The sequence below is a fragment of the Paenibacillus piscarius genome (assembly GCF_022234545.1).
Taxonomy (GTDB): domain Bacteria; phylum Bacillota; class Bacilli; order Paenibacillales; family Paenibacillaceae; genus Paenibacillus_AQ; species Paenibacillus_AQ piscarius.
The window spans coordinates 50,505-65,889 of sequence record NZ_JAIEUI010000001.1; the positions used below are offsets into that span (position 1 = coordinate 50,505).

Here is a 15,385-nt window from a genome sequence, read left to right on the forward strand (position 1 = left end):
ATGGACGTGAGAGATTGGGGAACTTTTCTGCTTCCTTATGAACAAACGGTGGAGGAACTGAAGGTCAAATTTAAAACGATGCGCTCGGAACTGAAGAAAAGGGAAGAATATACTCCGATTGAGTTCGTCACCGGACGTGTCAAGCGGCTGTCGAGCATACTCGAAAAGGCCAAACGCCTGAACGTCAAGATGGAGGATCTGGAAACGGGCATTGAGGATATTGCCGGCATCCGCATCATGTGCCAGTTCGTGGAGGATATCCGCAGAGTGGCGGAATATATCCGCGCCCGCAAGGACCTTGAGGTGCTGTATGAGAAGGACTATATTACCAATTATAAGGAAAGCGGCTACCGCAGCTTCCATATGATTATCAGATATCCGGTGCAGACTGCGCTCGGCCAAAAGATTGTACTGGCTGAAATTCAGATCCGTACCCTGGCAATGAATTTCTGGGCGACCATTGAGCATTCGCTGAACTATAAATACCGCGAGAGCCTGCCGGATGAAATGCGGCTGCGCCTGAAGACGGCGGCGGAAGCGGCAGCGATACTGGACAGTGAGATGTCGAGCATCCGCGATGAGATTCTGGATGCCCAGAAGACCTTCGAGGAGAACTCGAATATGACGACACAGCTGCTGAAGGCGATTCACCAGCTGTATTTCTACCATCTGGTGAATGAGGCTATCGAAAGCCAGGAACGGTTCAATGCAATCTGGCAGGCGCAGGATATGGATGCGATGAAGGAACTGCTGGACCATGTGCGGGAGCTGCTGTCCAAGGCCAAGAAGGGCAGCGAGCCGGATGGCTTATGAGCCGCTGTATGTGGCGTATCTCATCTACTTCAACCGGGACCGGGATTATTTCGAGTGCCACGAAGTGCTTGAGGAATTATGGCTGAAGCGGGACCGCGATCCGCTCTACAAAGCGCTGCTGCAGGTGGCAGTGGGGCTGTATCATTTCCGTGATGGTAATGTACGCGGAGGCCGGATTATGCTGAAGCAGTCCAGTGAAGTGCTGCTGCGGTATCCGGCGGATACGCTGGGCATCGATCTAAGGAAGCTGGCTCAGGAGGCAGCGGACTACGCAGAACGTCTTGAAGACTATGACCGTCAGCCGTTCGCCTATTATGATCTGAGTATCCGCATCGCGGATCCCGGGCTGGAGCAGGAGATGCTTGCAGCGGCGCAGTCGCTTCCGCCGAATGTTCCCCAGCGGCGCGGCCCGCAACGGCCGGACCGGGCCAGACATTAGAGGGAATGGAATCTATTAGCAGAACAACAGGAGCACCCGCAGGGGTGTTCCTTCATTTGAGCAGGGGGACGATATATGGCGGCACAACTGCCCGGAGTATTCATGGAACGCATGAAGGAACTGCTGGGACCCGAATATGAGCAATTTGTTGAGACTTACAAGCAGCACCCTTACGGCGGCATCCGTGCCAATACGTTAAAAATTACGGTGGACGAGCTTCAGCGGCGTATCCCGTTTGAGCTTGAACCGATTCCCTGGTGCCCGTCCGGGTTCTACACCAGAGAAGGAGTGCGGCCCGGTAAGCATCCGTATTATCATGCCGGGCTGTACTATATCCAGGAGCCGAGTGCCATGGCTCCGGTTGAGCTGCTGGAGGTTCAGCCCGGGGACCGTGTGCTTGATCTGTGCGCAGCCCCGGGCGGCAAGTCTACACAGATCGCCGCCAAGCTGCAGGGGGAGGGCCTGCTGGTGACCAATGACCTGCATCCCGAGCGGACGAAGGCGCTGGCCAAGAATCTGGAGCTGTACGGCGTGCGTAACGGCATCGTCCTGAATGAGAGCCCGGAGCGGATTGCAGCGGCCTTCCCCCGGTTCTTCGACCGGATTCTAATCGATGCCCCATGTTCAGGCGAAGGCATGTTCCGCAAGGACGAGGATATGGTCAGACAGTGGGAGCCGGGAACTCCCAGCAAATATGCGGAGATGCAGCGGGAGATTCTGCAGGAGGCAGCCGCGGCGCTGAAGCCGGGCGGAACGATGGTCTACTCGACGTGCACCTTCGCTCCTGAAGAGGATGAGGAGCTGGTAGCCGGATTCCTGGCCGGTCATCCGCAGTTCTCCCTTATTCCTGTGGGCGGAACCGGTCCGTTCGCCGCCGGGCAAGCCCCGCTTAAGGGCGCTGCCCGCCTGTGGCCGCATAAGGTCAAGGGGGAAGGGCATTTCATGGCGGTGCTGCGCCATGACGGCAGTGAAGGAGCGGAGAGAGAGACTGAGAGGGTTGAGACTGGCACAGCAGAGAATGTAAAGGCACGAAAGGCTCTGAGAGAGAGAAGTCTGTCTGCCTCGCCCCGCAGCAAGGCTGCAAGAACAGACGCTTCCGGCAGAGCAGATCATGGCCGCGGCGGTAAGGAAGGACGCGGATCTGGACACGGCTCCGGCTCTGGTAGAGCCGGAACGGGTCCAGGTTCGCCGTCACAGCGAACCGGCGGGAGCGGGGAAGCAATCACGTTCGCGGTCTATGCGGACTTCATTCAGGAGCTGTTGGGGAGTCAGCCGCCCGGACATGCCATATGGTTCGGGGATCATCTGTATATCTCCCCGTTGCCGCGTGAAGCGCTGGACGGTCTGAAGACTGTTCGGCCAGGCTGGTACGTGGGGCAGATCAACCGCGGGCGATTCATTCCCGGTCATCCTCTTGCTACAGCGCTGCATCCTGAGGAATGCAGCCGCTCGGTATCGCTATCCAGCGCCAGCGGGGAAGCGGTGTCCTATCTGAAGGGGGAGACTTTGTCGATCCCCGCAGAGCGCCTGTCCATTAAGGACGGACATTCCGCCAAGGGGTATACGCTCGTCTGCATAGACGGCTTCAGCGCGGGCTGGGGCAAATGGCAGGACGGGATGCTGAAGAATGAATATCCCGCAGGCTGGAGGTGGACTTAAGTATGAGTGGAGCAGGGCAAGCGAATAAGAAGCAGCGGATCGATAAGGTGCTGTCCCATATGGGAATCGGCTCCCGCAGCGAGATCCGTAAACAGGCCAAGCAGGGATTGATTACGGTGAACGGCGCTGTCGTCAAGGACAGCGGGGCTCATGTTGATCCTGTGCAAGACAGGATTGAAGTGGGCGGTGAGCCGGTGCTCTACCAGGAGCATATCTATCTGATGATGAATAAGCCGCCGGGCGTTCTGTCGGCAACAGAGGATAAGAGGGACCGGACGGTGCTGGACCTGCTGAAGCCTGAGCACGCGCTGTTCGAGCCGTTCCCGGTGGGACGGCTGGATAAGGATACGGTCGGCCTCCTGCTGCTGACGAATGACGGCCAGCTGGCTCATGAGCTGTTGTCCCCGCGCAAGCATGTGCCCAAGACCTACGAGGCAACCGTTGAAGGTGAGGTTGATGCGGCGGATGTGGCTGCTTTTGCCGCAGGGGTGGAGCTGGAAGACGGTTATGTCACGCTGCCTGCCGAGCTGCGCATCCTGAACCGGGAGCGGGGCCGCCAGGTGTTGTCGTACATCTCGCTCACGATTACCGAAGGGAAGTTCCATCAGGTGAAGCGGATGTTCATCGCTGTCGGGAAGAAGGTCGTGTTCCTGAAGCGGGTGTCTATGGGCAGCCTTACGCTGGACGAGAGCCTGCCGCAGGGAGCCTGCCGCGAGCTGACAGCCGGGGAGCTGGAGCTGCTGAAGAGCGGTGCCGGAGAGTAGACAGATAGGGCTGATTATGGGGGATCATCTAAGAGTACGATACAGAGAGAAGGATGGTGGGGTATGAAATTCAGACTAATAGCACTGGATGTAGACGGTACGTTACTGAATGACGATCATCAATTAAGCGAAGAGAACAAAGCGGCGGTGGCCGAGGTTACGCGCCAGGGCGGGCAGATCGTACTGTGTACGGGACGCAGCCCGCAGAACTCGATTCCGTTCATGGAAGAGATGGGGTTGTCCGGGTATGTGCTGGGGCACAACGGGGCGGCAACGGTCAGTGTCGAGGACCGCAAGGTATTGCATCAGTACGGGCTGGACGCCAGAGGCCTCGACCCTTATATCGACTATTGCCGCAAGCACGGGATTCATTTCGATGTGAATACGGCATTTGATATGTATGTGGACAATGTGGAGAACCTGACGCAGGAAGCGCACTATATGTATGAGCATTTCCGGATTATGCCGGCGACGCTGCCGGCGTGGGAGGATTTCCGCGAGCCGATTGTGAAATTCACGGTGTTCACTAAGGCCGACATTCTGGATGAAGCCCAGCGTGAGTGGGCGACTTGGGGAGAGCAATACAATATTCTGCGCAGCGGGGAGTTCTTCGTGGACTTCATGCACCCGGAAGCCTCCAAGGGCAATGCCCTGAAGCATCTGGCGGCTGAGCTGGGCATCCCGCAGGAGCAGGTGCTGGCAATCGGCAATTATTATAATGATATTTCCATGCTCGCTTATGCCGGCTTAGGGGTAGCCATGGACAATTCCCCGGTTGAGGTCAAGGCTGCGGCGGATGCCGTCACCGGCACTAATAACGGGAATGGTGTGCGCGATGCGCTGGTGAAGTATTGCTTGTCCTGATTGCGGGATGAACAGAGTATAAAGTATAAGTATACTTAGCATAGAGTGGAACATGGAGATAGGGGTAGAGGTATGAAGCATAGTTCGGGGCCTTTGGGTTCCGGGCTATGTTTTTTTTGTGCTGTTGCAGGTGAAGAGCGGCTCTGAATGTGATCGGTTTTTCGATTACATTAGGCCAACATGCCTTCGCAGCGCCGAATGTGGTCGGATTTCGCTTTTCGCGTACATGTGGTATGTAACTTCTGCGCAGGCGAGGCATCCGGAATGGCGAAAAAGCGGCCTGCCCCCGGATGGGAGCAGACCGCCAGATGCCCGCGCGAATGCGTATTCTGCTTAAGCGGAATTAGACAAACAACGAACGGGAAATGATGACGAGCAATATGAAGAGTACCAAGATCGCACCGGTCGAAGTGAAGCCTACACCTGCACCCATGTCTGATTCCTCCCTCGATTCATGTCTGTTCCCACCTACGCCGTCTAAGTCCGGCGAACCTCCATGGGATAATGACATCATATGCATGTGAAGGATTCGTGAACTGGTCAGCAGCCTAAACCTCGTCAATATGGGCTGCCCTGATCCGCAGACCTTTGGGCAGATGGTTCTTAAGCTGGCCGTTGCTGGCTTTGCCCCAGCCTACGGGCAAGCCGTCCACGGTGACCAGGGTCCAGCCATGCAGGCTGGCCGGAACAGGCAGGCTCCCGCCGCGCAGCCAGGTCTGAATGTCCGGTCCGTCCGCGGGCATGTCATAGGTGCGCGCGGCCTGGTCCGGCCGGAGCGCCATGGCGAGGGCGTGGGCGGGTTCGATCCGGTTTTTTTTGAGCTGGGCAATATGGAGTCCGGCCCGGGGAACCCGGAGGCCGTCCAGTAATCCGGTATGCAGCCGTTCCTGGAAGGTCTCGGGCAGCAGATACAGGGAATCCCCGAAGAGCAGCGGTACGCCATGTGCCGCGAACCCGGGAATCTCCGCCGCCGCCCAGCTCGTAAACTGCTGTAAGGCCTCGCGGAGCTGGGCGCTTGCCTTCAGGCTGCTGCTGCGGCCCCGCTTGCTAGAGCTCCTGCGCCGGTCAGAACCGGCCGCATCTCCGGATGCCTTCTTGTGCAGGAGGGCCACGAAGTGCCCTTCACCCTTCTCCACATGCGGCCATAGCCGCTTTGTAGCGATCAGCTCCATATCGGGATACTCCAGGGTAAAGCGCTGGACTGTGTCCTCGTTCTCCCGGCGGTTGAAGGTGCAGGTCGAATAGACCATTCTGCCGCCCGGCTTCAGCATCAGGTAGGCATCCTGGAGAATATCCCGCTGTCTGGCTGCGCACATCTCTACATGCTTCGGTGACCACTCCTCAATTGCAGCAGGATCTTTGCGGAACATACCTTCACCGGAGCAAGGTGCGTCCAGCATAATGCAGTCGAAAGCCTCAGGAAATCTGGCGGAGAGCTCCCCCGGGCCAGCCGAAGTGACCAGGGTGTTGGCGAGACCAAGGCGCTCTACATTTTCGGCCAGGATTTTGGCCCGCTCCGGGTGGATTTCGTTGGAGACCAGCAGTCCCTGACCCTGCATCAGCGCGGCTATATGGGTAGTCTTGCCGCCGGGGGCGGCAGCAAGGTCAAGCACCGTCTCCCCGGGAAGCGGCTGAAGCAGCCCGGCTGCGGACATTGCGGAGGGTTCCTGAATATAATATAGTCCGGCGGCATGATAAGGATGTCTTCCCGGCCTGGCAGGCTCTTCATAATAGAAGCCGTCCGGACACCAAGGTACCGGTGACAGACTGAATTGTGCGATGGATTGATCTGCAGCGCTGCGTCCCGGCTCCGGGAGGCTTTTCAAAGTATTAAACCGCAGACCCTGGGTCCGCCGTGCCTTATAGCTGTGCAGAAAAGCGTCCGCCGTCTCCCCCAGCATCTCTCTGATCTGTGCGGTGTAAGCGGCAGGCAGCCGTTCTTCATTCATACAACATTCTCCTCTGGCTTGAAATTCAAGATAAGTAAAGCTGTCATGCCGGTTGCTGTTTCTGGCGGATACCGATAAAATTAAAGGTAGGAAACCTTAGCGTACCTGTACCCGAATCTGAAATTGTACATATATACAACTATATCATAATTGCCGGACTTCACCGTAAACGGGGCAATTGTAAAGGGAGATGTACCTTATGAACTTGCTGCAAGCGCTATTCTTTCCGCCGGAGCAGCCCGGTGGTGTATCTTCTATGGTCCCCTATCTGCAGGAACGCTTCCGGTCCAGCCGCTGGGAGATGGACTTGTTCTGGCTGCCTAAGCGCATCCGGGGAAAGGGCCGGGAGGACATCGTCTTCAAGACCTTCGACTGGACACAGTACGGCGAAAGTCCGGTTGTGCAAAAATATATCCAGACCTACCGTGATTATCTCTGGTGGACCCGCCTGCGGATGAGCAAGGAGTACGACCTGATTCATGCCCATCATCCGATTGCCGGGCTGGCGATGAAGAGTATCTATCCGGACATTCCATTAATTCAGACGCTGCACTCCAGCTATGAACGCGAATTAATTCTGAACGGGGTGATCCGCGAAGGGGGGCCGGAGCATCAGTTCCTGGTCTCCATCTACCGCGAGCTGGAGCAGGTGAGCGACCGGCTGATGACGGTGTCGCGGGCTTTTGCTGATTACCTGATTCCTTATATTGACCGCCCTGCTAACGTAGGCGTGATTCCCAACGGGTTCGATGAGAAAAGATTCAAGCCGGTCCCCCACGAGAACGATATTCCGCAGCTGGTGACGGTCACCCGCCTGGTGCCGGCCAAAGGCCTGGATATTCTGTTCAAGTCCTGTGCGCAGCTGAAGCAGCGGGGCCATGAATATGTGCTTCATATCATCGGCGACGGACCGAGCCGGGGAGAGCTGGAGCGGCTGGCGCAGGAGCTGGGTATCTATAATGAGACGATTTTTTATGGCTATACGTTGCATCCTGAGGAGTTCATGCCCTTCTTCGATATCTTTGTCCTGCCTTCGCGGGCGGAGGCATTCGGGTCGGTATTCGCGGAGGCGGCCCTTAGCTGCCTGGCACTGGTCGGGACCAACGTGGGCGGTATCCCTGAACAGATTGAAGACGGGGTGAACGGACTGCTGGTGAATCCCGATGATGAGCTGGCACTGGCGGATGCGCTGGAGAAGGTTATCAGTGATCCCGGCTACCGCTACGAGCTGTCGCGTTCCGCCTGGGACAAAGCCAAGAGCCGCTACTCGCTGACCCGGGTGGCCAATGAGCTGAAGAAGACCTACCTGCAGTTTCAGCCGGGAGTGAAGGGGTGAGCAGGGTGATTCCGTTTCGTTTCCTCCATGCTGCGGATCTGCATCTGGGCAGCCGGTTTGCCGGGCTTGCCCATCTTCCGCAGGAGATACGCTCCTATCTCCGGGAGTCCACCTTCGCCGCCCTCGGGCGGCTTGTTGGCGTAGCTGTAGCACAGCAGGCGGATTTCGTAGTCATCAGCGGCGATGTCTACGATATGGCAGATGCCTCGCTCCAGGCCCAGCTCAGGTTCCGGGAGGCGCTGAATGAGCTGGGCAGCCACGGGATTCAGGTGTTCCTGATCCACGGCAACCATGATCCGCTGGACGGGCCGCGTCTGGCTTCCGCACCGCCCGGGCATGTCACGGTGTTCGGCGGCAGCGAGCCGGGGTTCGGCATCGCCCGCCGCAGGACAGACGGACAGGAGGTGGCCGTGGTCAGCGGAATCTCCTATCCGACCTCCAAAGTAACGGAGAATACAGCCTTAACCTTCAGCCGCCAGCCGGGAAGCCGGCTGTTCCATATCGCCATGCTGCACGGCAATGTAGACGGAGATCTCCAGCACGAGACGTATTCTCCCTGCACCCGTAAGGATCTGATCAGCAGAGGATATGATTACTGGGCGCTGGGACATATCCATAAGCGCAGTATTCTGCACGAGCATCCGCCGATTGTCTATCCGGGGAACATTCAAGGAAGAAGGATTAAGGAGACCGGGGCCAAAGGCTGTTACATCGCAGACGTAAATGAGGAAGGGGCGGTGTCTCTTCATTTCCACGAGCTGGATAGTGTCCGCTGGCAGGTCTGTGAGCTCTCTATCGGGGGGCTGGCTGACGAAGCGGCATGGACAAGGGCCGTCGAGCTTGCGGTAGAGGAGATCCGGGAGAGTGCCCCGCAGATGATGACGGTGGTCCGGTTCCGGCTGACCGGGCGGGGCGATGTACATAAGGTGCTGGCGGAGAAGGGGGCTGTGGACGACCTGCTCTCCGAGCTGCAGCGGAGGGAAACAGCCCGCGCGGTGCGTAAGGATTATGCGGGGCTGGTCTGGACGGAGGGATTCTCCATCGAGACCGGGCTTGCGGTTGACCAGGAACGCCTGCTTCAGGAGGACAGCTTCCTGGGCGAAATGCTGCGGCTGGCCGGACGGTGCACGGAGAATGAGGAGGAGCTGGACGGGCTGATGGCTGCTGCTCTGCGGCCGCTGACGGAGAATCAGGAGCTGCGTCGCCTGCTTGCGGCAACCGGCAGCAGTGACAAGCTGGAGTGGCTGAGAAGTGCGGCGGAGCTGGGGATTACGCTGCTGAGCGGCCTGGAGGAGTCTGGGACAGGCAGTAGCGGAGCAGCTGGGATTGACGGTTCCGAAATTGATGGATTAACAGACATTGCCGGGCTGGTGAGTGACGAGCTGGCAGCGGGCAGACCATCGGGTGCTAATGTGCACAAGGATATTGAGATGTATACAGGGAAGTCCGAAGGCTCTCTAGAGAGGTCAGCACCGGGAGCAACGTCTGAGCTCGGCGATCAAGCGGCCGGGCGGAATCGTTGGCAGGAGCGGGGGGATGCGGAGTGAAGATAGAAGCGGTGCAGATCGGCGGCTATGGCCGTCTGACCCGGCGCGAGCTTGAGCTGAGTGAAGGGATGACTGTGCTGTTCGGGCGCAATGAGGCCGGGAAAAGTACAACCCTGCAATTCATCCGGGCCATGCTGTACGGTATTCCAAGCCGGGCGAATCCTGCCGAACGGTATGAGCCGCTGGAAGGGGGGACCCACGGCGGGGTGCTGACGGCGCGTGACGATGGCGGTGCACTATGGACTATCCGCCGTTACGCCGCAGGCGGTGACGGGCCGGGCCGGGTGGAGAAACTGCATGTTGCGGTCCGCCATGCGGATGGTCAAGCCGAGGAGCTGAATCAGGCCGAGCTGGAACGCCGTCTGCTGGGCGGACTCTCTGCGGGGATGTTCCGCCAGTTGTTCGCTGTCTCCCTGGACGAGCTGCAGGAGCTGGGGACGCTGCAGTCCGGGGAGATGAGCAGCTACCTGTTCCATGCCGGCATGGGCGGCGGCGGCGAGATCATGCGGGCTGAGAAGCGCCTGCTGCAGGAGGCGGAGAAGCTCTACAAGCCGCGCGGCAGGGTGCAGGAGGCCGCCAAGATTCTGCAATCCATTGACAAGCTGGAGCGCGAGGTTGCGGAGAGCCGCACCTATCTGCCCCGGTATAATGCGAATACGCTGGCGCTGGAGACGGTGGAGCAGAAGCTGTCGCAGATGAAGGCAGCGGGTGAGCTTGCCGCAGCGAAGCTCTCGAAGCTGCGTAAGGCACAGGAGATCCGCGAGCTGTGGCTGAAGTGGTGTGAAGGCCGGCTGGAGCTTACCGAGCTGCCGGAGATCCCGGCGTTCCCCGAGGACGGTGCGGAACGCTGGAGGGCGCTGGAGGCCGAGCAGCACAGCCTGCAGGGCTCGGTGCAACGCCTGGAACGGCAGCAGGCTGAGCTGGAAGCCGGGCTGGCCGCGAATCCGCCGGACCCTGTGCTGATGCAGCAGGGGCCGCTGCTTGAGGCGATGGACCGCAGGCGGAGCAGCTACGAGAATAAGCGGTCCGAGACGCTGCAGATCCAGGCAGAGCTGGCTGCGCTGCACGGGCAGCTGGAACACGTCCTGCGCGGTATCGGCGCAGGCTGGGACGAAGCGAAGCTGGCCGGCTTCACCGCCGCCGCGGCGGACCGCGAGGCCGCGCGCCGCTATGCGGCATCCTTTGCCGGATATGACCGGCAAATGGAGACCCGGGGCGCGGAGCTGCTGAGCCTCCGTGCCAAGATCGCCGCCGCAGACGCTGCGCTGCAGGCGGCGGAGCGCCAGCTTGCGCGCGAGCACGCAAGCGGCGAAGCGGACTTCGCGGGCCTCGCCGCGCGCAGCCCGCGTGAACTGCTGCAGCTGTGGGACGAGCTGCAGCAGGCCGCCGAGCGGTGGCGCGAAGCGCTGCTCGGCACGGGAGGCGGCGCGTCCGCCCCGCGCCGCAGTGACGCCGCCGGGGGCAGCCGCCCCGGCGGGAGCCAACGCCGGGCGGCACGCTACCGGCGCCTCCTGCAGGCGGGCGCAGCGCTTACGCTGCTGCTGCCGCCTGCGCTGTGGCTGACCGGCGCGCCGTCGGTCAGCGTATGGTCCGCGCTCGGCCTGCTGGCCGCCGCGGACCTGTGGCTGTGGTCCGCCCTGCGCGCAGCAGGGGCGGACCAGGCCCCGCCGCCTGCGTCAAGCGGCGGGGAGGCGGGCGCAGCCGCAGCGGAGATGCTGCGGCTGCGCGGGCTGTTGCTCTCCGGCGCGGAGCGGGAGAGCGGGGGCCGGGCGGCCAGCCCTGACGCCAGCGGGCTGGAGGCCGGGATGAAGGAGCTGCGCCGCCTGATGGAGGGCTGGAACGCCTGGCGCCAGCGCCTGGAGCGGTGCAGCGCCGAGACAGAGAGCTGCCGGACAGAGCTGGCCGTGCTGACCGGCCAGGAGAAGGTGCTGGCCGGGGAGATGGAGCAGGCCGAAGCCGGATTCACGGAGCTGGCCGCGCGTTATGAAGAATGGCTGCGCGGGCGGGGGCTGCCCGAAGGACTGTCGCCGGACAGCCTGCCGGATCTCTTCGCGCTGGCGGGGCAGGGCCATGAGCTGCTGCGCCAGGAGAGCAAATGGACGCAGCGGCTGCGCGGGCTGGAAGCGGAATGCGCCGCCTATGAGCAGGAAGGGATGAAGCTGCTGGCGGAGGCCGAGGCTGGACGGGCGGATCAGGAGGTTTCAGCTGACGAGACTGATTCCAACGGATGGTTAAGCCAATCGGTAGCCGATTCCTCCGTGCCTCTGTCTGATCCCGCATACGCCGTTTCAGCCGATTCCTCCGCCGTCCCAGCTAATCCTGCAAACGCCGTTTTAGTCGATTCCCCCGCCGCTCTCCTGACGCGGCTTACGCTGCGCAAGCGGGAGTGGGAGGAGCTGAAGGCGGAGCTCCTGCGCAGAGAGAGCATGGAGGTGCGGCTGGCTGAGGTGCGGGAAGAGCTTGCGGCAGCCCGCAGCGAACAAGCCGGATGGAATGAACGCTCTGGCAGACTGCTCCAGGAGGGCGGAGCACGGGATGGGGAGGACTTCCTGCGCCGCTCTGCCGCCTGGCTGAGACGGGCTGAATTGACGAAGTCCATCCGCCAGTGGGAGCTGGCGATGTTCGGCGGTTGGGAGGCGGAAGGCAGGGCCGAGCTGCTGAGCCTGCTTGAGCACCACGATGCCCGGGGGCTTGCGAACGAATGTCTTGCCGCAGAAGAAGCGGCAGCTGATCATGAGGAGGAGCGCAGCGCCTTGCTTCAGCAGCGCGGCAAGCTGCTCCGGGAACGGGAAGAGCTGGCTGAACGCTGCAGAGAAGATATGGCGCTCCAGCAATTGGAAGAACAGCGGGCGGCGCTGCGCCAGCTGGCCGGTCAATATGCCGTAACGGCGCTGGCGGCCGAGCTGATTGGACGGACACGGCGGATCTATGAACAGGAGAAGCAGCCGCAGGTGCTTCAGCTGGCCTCAGTCTATTTCGCGAAGCTGACGCATGGGGAATACCGGCGGATCGTTATGACCCTGGGCCACAAGGAGCTGAAGGCCGAGCACAAGGATGCCGGCCTGCTGGACAGTGCCCTGCTCAGCCGGGGGACGGCGGAGCAGCTGTATCTGGCGATCCGGCTGGCACTGGCCGAGACGATGAGCAGTCAGGCGAAGCTGCCGCTGTTCTTCGATGATCTGTTCGTCAACTTCGACGAGCACCGGCTGCGCGCCGCCCTGGCGCTGCTGGGCGAGCTGTCCGCAACCCGGCAGATCGTCATGATGACTTGCCACCGGCATGTGGCTGAGGCAGTGGCGGAGCTGGTACCGGCCGCTGCTATTATTTCCGTGTAGTCCGGATCACGGGCTTGACACTGACAATCGTGATGCCGTGCTTCTTGCCGCCCGCCCCTCCTGCGGGCGGCTTGCCCTGCCCTGGCGGTGCAGACACAGGCGTGCGCAGCAGCATGACCACCCAGACCAGGCACAGGCCCCCGAAGATCGGGTAGAAGGTGCCCAGCAGGGAGCTGAAGCCGAACTGGCTGACCACATAGCAGATCAGCATCAGCAGCGGGGAGACCAGAGCCGGGGCGACCGGCAGCCGCTGCTGGAGCTGCACACTGACCCCGTAGATCCCTGCGATGAAGGTGCTGAAGATCTCCAGGAAGATCAGCAGCAGGAAGATCATCTGCACAGTGGGACCGAGCCGGAAGGCGATGTTGCCCATCGGGATCTCATATTGGAGGATGCCCGGCATTTGCGAGCTCATGGCGAAATGGGCCGCCAGCAGCATGAAGCCGATGCCGGCCCCGCCCAGAATGCCGCCGCGGATCAGCGCCCGCTCATCATCGGTATGCCGGGCCAGCGGAACCAGCACGGCTTGGGCCATCCCGAGGTTGAAGGAAGTATAGAGCAACGGTGACATCCAGGCGGTGAAGGCGGTGTGATCCGTCGGCAGGAACAGGAAACGGTCGGCTCCCGGTACGCCCAGCGTATTGAAGACAAGGATCAGGGACAGCGTAAGCATTAGGGGCACCACCAGGCTGTTGAGCTGCAGAATGCCGGAGATGCCGCGTCTCAGCAGGATATAAGAGCCTATTATCGTCAGGAGCAGCCCTAACTGGTAAGGCAGGCCAAGATGCTCTTTGAAGATGGCCCCCGCGCCTGCGAGCATAATACTGTTCACCCCGATCAGAATAATCATGGTGAACAGGCTGATGGCGGACCCGGTCCGCGCCCCGAACAGATGGCGGTTGAAATCCTCGAAGGAGTCTGCGGCAATCCGGCGGGCAATGATCATCATTTTGGTGCCGAGCCATATAAACAGGATCGCCGAGAACAGAATCGTCAGCAGGGCCCAGTGCCCGTACCTGGTGAAGAAGCGGAGAATTTCCTGACCGGTGGCGAAGCCGGCGCCTACGATCGTGCCGATATAAGTGAAAGCAATCTGCAATGTGCGGACATGTGACTTCATGCGTACCCTCCTCTGAATGCTGTAAATCGCGGGTTCTGTAGGTCAAGAGCCTTGTGCAGTCCGCATAGTACAGGTTATGATGGGGAACAGAGGGACATGACTTCCGCCTGTGGGAATAGGAGTTATTCATGTGAAACGTCTGCAATAATAAGGGTAATGGAGGCTCAAAGTCATGGAATTATTGAAACAGCGGATTTTGGAGGAAGGGGTCGTCGTTTCGGATCAGGTGCTGAAGCTGGACGGACTGCTTAATCACCAGGTTGATCCGGCGCTGACGATGGAAATGGGACGGGAGTTTGCCCGCAGATTTGCTGAGGCCGGGGTTACACGCGTCGTAACCGTGGAATCCTCGGGAATTGCCGTGGCATTTGCCACCGCATATGAGATGAACGTGCCGCTGGTGTTTGCCCGCCGCAAAAAAACGCTGCTTGCCGATCCCGACGCCTTGTGCGAACGGGTACCTTCTTTTACCAAAGGGATTGTTACGGACATTATGCTGTCCCGCCAGTTCATCTCCGAGGAGGACAAAGTCCTCTTCATCGACGATATCATTGCTAATGGTGATGCTGCCCGTGGCCTGATCAAAATCATTCAGCGCTCCGGTGCGGAGCTTGTGGGCCTTGGTGTAGTGGTCGAGAAAAGCTTCCAGGCCGGCGCACGCACCATCCGCGATCAGGGAATCCGGCTGGAGTCCCTGGTGAATATTACTTCACTCAGCGGGGGAACGATTGTCTTTGGATAAGACTGGAGCGCCTATTTTGAAACATCTGCTTTTCACCCTATAAGTTTTCCTTTATAATAAAAGTCAGACATGAGAGAGGAGGCGTCACAATGGGGAAAGAGCCGGTGACAGAGCAATTTTTTATTGATAAACTAGCCGAGGCTAAGGATCATTTCGAACGTGCGCTGGATTGCAAACACACGGAGTTCGACAATTTGTATCCCTATATGATCGAACATCCTCAGTTTTTCTGGTACAAACGTTACGTCGCTTGGTCGGAGCTTCTGACAATCACAAGTTTGTGTGAGGAACTGTCGTTTAACTGGAGACAGACCTTCACTGAGCATCAGGTAGAATATCTGGAAGAACGAGTGATGTCCGCTAAAGTTCTTGACTTCTGGTTTGAGAAGAATGAGGCGCTGATATAATACAGATCGAACTGGCAGTACCAGACCCGGATGATTATCATTTGGGTCTTTTTTTAGATATAATTTATGTGTACCGGGGTCCCCGCATAGTAAGCTATTGCCCCACTTTGTGGGGTTATTTTGTGCCGATGTCCGCATTTCTGGACAAGCTAATAACAGAGAGGGGAGCAATATACCTATGATCAGTGATGAACAACTGGATGCCTACCGGATTTCCGGTGAGCGGATAAGAGTCGTGCGCGACGGGCTGGCGAGCAATGATATCAGGGGAATCGTGCTGGCCTGGGACGAGACCCAGGTGATGATCCGGCGTCCTAACAAGCATGTGGTGAAGCTGGACCGGAGATACCTGTATCAGCCGGTGAGCGAGCCCAGACCGGAATCGTATACGGCAGAGTGAGTGAAGGATG

14 protein-coding genes are annotated in these 15,385 nt (G+C 59.6%); 11 read left to right on the plus strand and 3 right to left on the minus strand.

What is annotated here, in order from left to right; translation table 11 throughout:
* From yjbM to K1558_RS00280, 5 genes are all read left to right on the plus strand, one after another.
* Positions 1-813, plus strand: a complete 813-nt coding sequence (gene yjbM / locus K1558_RS00260) for a GTP diphosphokinase (protein WP_238649374.1) — start codon at positions 1-3, stop codon at positions 811-813.
* On the plus strand, positions 803-1,252 hold the full coding sequence (locus K1558_RS00265; protein WP_238649375.1) for a DUF309 domain-containing protein: 450 nt from the start codon (positions 803-805) through the stop codon (positions 1,250-1,252). The genes yjbM and K1558_RS00265 overlap by 11 nt, the downstream gene beginning before the upstream one ends.
* A gap of 75 nt (positions 1,253-1,327) precedes the next feature.
* Complete coding sequence (locus K1558_RS00270) at positions 1,328-2,911, plus strand: RsmB/NOP family class I SAM-dependent RNA methyltransferase (RefSeq protein WP_238649376.1); 1,584 nt, start codon at positions 1,328-1,330, stop codon at positions 2,909-2,911.
* 2 nt (positions 2,912-2,913) lie between these two features.
* Positions 2,914-3,675 carry a pseudouridine synthase gene (locus K1558_RS00275; protein WP_238649377.1) on the plus strand — a complete coding sequence of 254 codons (762 nt, stop codon included), beginning with the start codon at positions 2,914-2,916 and terminating at the stop codon, positions 3,673-3,675.
* A gap of 63 nt (positions 3,676-3,738) precedes the next feature.
* On the plus strand, positions 3,739-4,539 hold the full coding sequence (locus K1558_RS00280) for a Cof-type HAD-IIB family hydrolase (protein WP_238649378.1): 801 nt from the start codon (positions 3,739-3,741) through the stop codon (positions 4,537-4,539).
* 343 nt (positions 4,540-4,882) lie between these two features.
* On the opposite strand, the gene K1558_RS00285 is transcribed toward K1558_RS00280, so the two are convergent.
* Together K1558_RS00285 and K1558_RS00290 are read right to left on the minus strand one after the other, a co-directional pair.
* Positions 4,883-4,972: a sporulation protein YjcZ gene (locus tag K1558_RS00285; RefSeq protein ID WP_143803672.1), complete on the minus strand. Its 90-nt coding sequence runs from the start codon at positions 4,970-4,972 to the stop codon at positions 4,883-4,885.
* A 115-nt stretch (positions 4,973-5,087) separates the two neighbouring features.
* Positions 5,088-6,488: an RsmB/NOP family class I SAM-dependent RNA methyltransferase gene (locus K1558_RS00290; RefSeq protein WP_238649379.1), complete on the minus strand. Its 1,401-nt coding sequence runs from the start codon at positions 6,486-6,488 to the stop codon at positions 5,088-5,090.
* Positions 6,489-6,687: 199 nt separating this feature from the next.
* Between K1558_RS00290 and K1558_RS00295 the strand changes: the two genes are divergently transcribed.
* The 3 genes from K1558_RS00295 to K1558_RS00305 are packed head-to-tail and all read left to right on the plus strand — an operon-like array spanning position 6,688 to position 12,706.
* A complete protein-coding gene (locus K1558_RS00295; protein ID WP_238649380.1) occupies positions 6,688-7,824 on the plus strand; it encodes a glycosyltransferase family 4 protein in 1,137 nt (378 codons plus the stop codon).
* Entirely contained in the window at positions 7,821-9,371 is a 1,551-nt protein-coding gene (locus K1558_RS00300; RefSeq protein ID WP_238649381.1) for a metallophosphoesterase family protein, read from the plus strand. The genes K1558_RS00295 and K1558_RS00300 overlap by 4 nt, the downstream gene beginning before the upstream one ends.
* Positions 9,368-12,706: an AAA family ATPase gene (locus K1558_RS00305; protein ID WP_238649382.1), complete on the plus strand. Its 3,339-nt coding sequence runs from the start codon at positions 9,368-9,370 to the stop codon at positions 12,704-12,706. The genes K1558_RS00300 and K1558_RS00305 overlap by 4 nt, the downstream gene beginning before the upstream one ends.
* On the opposite strand, the gene K1558_RS00310 is transcribed toward K1558_RS00305, so the two are convergent.
* Positions 12,693-13,826, minus strand: a complete 1,134-nt coding sequence (locus tag K1558_RS00310) for a YkvI family membrane protein (RefSeq protein WP_238649383.1) — start codon at positions 13,824-13,826, stop codon at positions 12,693-12,695. The two genes, K1558_RS00305 and K1558_RS00310, sit on opposite strands and share 14 nt — an antisense overlap.
* Positions 13,827-13,998: 172 nt before the next feature.
* Between K1558_RS00310 and K1558_RS00315 the strand changes: the two genes are divergently transcribed.
* From K1558_RS00315 to K1558_RS00325, 3 genes are all read left to right on the plus strand, one after another.
* Positions 13,999-14,568 carry a xanthine phosphoribosyltransferase gene (locus K1558_RS00315; RefSeq protein ID WP_238649384.1) on the plus strand — a complete coding sequence of 190 codons (570 nt, stop codon included), beginning with the start codon at positions 13,999-14,001 and terminating at the stop codon, positions 14,566-14,568.
* An 89-nt stretch (positions 14,569-14,657) separates the two neighbouring features.
* Entirely contained in the window at positions 14,658-14,975 is a 318-nt protein-coding gene (locus K1558_RS00320) for a hypothetical protein (RefSeq protein WP_238649385.1), read from the plus strand.
* A gap of 178 nt (positions 14,976-15,153) precedes the next feature.
* Positions 15,154-15,375 carry a hypothetical protein gene (locus K1558_RS00325; protein WP_238649386.1) on the plus strand — a complete coding sequence of 74 codons (222 nt, stop codon included), beginning with the start codon at positions 15,154-15,156 and terminating at the stop codon, positions 15,373-15,375.
* Positions 15,376-15,385 lie beyond the last annotated feature (10 nt).

Bases quoted from the DNA above. Each gene is read 5' to 3' on its own strand.
- yjbM (WP_238649374.1), top strand. From the start codon at position 1: ATGGACGTGAGAGATTGGGGAACTTTTCTGCTTCCTTATGAACAAACG.
- K1558_RS00265 (WP_238649375.1), top strand. From the start codon at position 803: ATGGCTTATGAGCCGCTGTATGTGGCGTATCTCATCTACTTCAACCGG.
- K1558_RS00270 (WP_238649376.1), top strand. From the start codon at position 1,328: ATGGCGGCACAACTGCCCGGAGTATTCATGGAACGCATGAAGGAACTG.
- K1558_RS00275 (WP_238649377.1), top strand. From the start codon at position 2,914: ATGAGTGGAGCAGGGCAAGCGAATAAGAAGCAGCGGATCGATAAGGTG.
- K1558_RS00280 (WP_238649378.1), top strand. From the start codon at position 3,739: ATGAAATTCAGACTAATAGCACTGGATGTAGACGGTACGTTACTGAAT.
- K1558_RS00285 (WP_143803672.1), bottom strand. From the start codon at position 4,972: ATGGGTGCAGGTGTAGGCTTCACTTCGACCGGTGCGATCTTGGTACTC.
- K1558_RS00290 (WP_238649379.1), bottom strand. From the start codon at position 6,488: ATGAATGAAGAACGGCTGCCTGCCGCTTACACCGCACAGATCAGAGAG.
- K1558_RS00295 (WP_238649380.1), top strand. From the start codon at position 6,688: ATGAACTTGCTGCAAGCGCTATTCTTTCCGCCGGAGCAGCCCGGTGGT.
- K1558_RS00310 (WP_238649383.1), bottom strand. From the start codon at position 13,826: ATGAAGTCACATGTCCGCACATTGCAGATTGCTTTCACTTATATCGGC.
- K1558_RS00315 (WP_238649384.1), top strand. From the start codon at position 13,999: ATGGAATTATTGAAACAGCGGATTTTGGAGGAAGGGGTCGTCGTTTCG.
- K1558_RS00320 (WP_238649385.1), top strand. From the start codon at position 14,658: ATGGGGAAAGAGCCGGTGACAGAGCAATTTTTTATTGATAAACTAGCC.
- K1558_RS00325 (WP_238649386.1), top strand. From the start codon at position 15,154: ATGATCAGTGATGAACAACTGGATGCCTACCGGATTTCCGGTGAGCGG.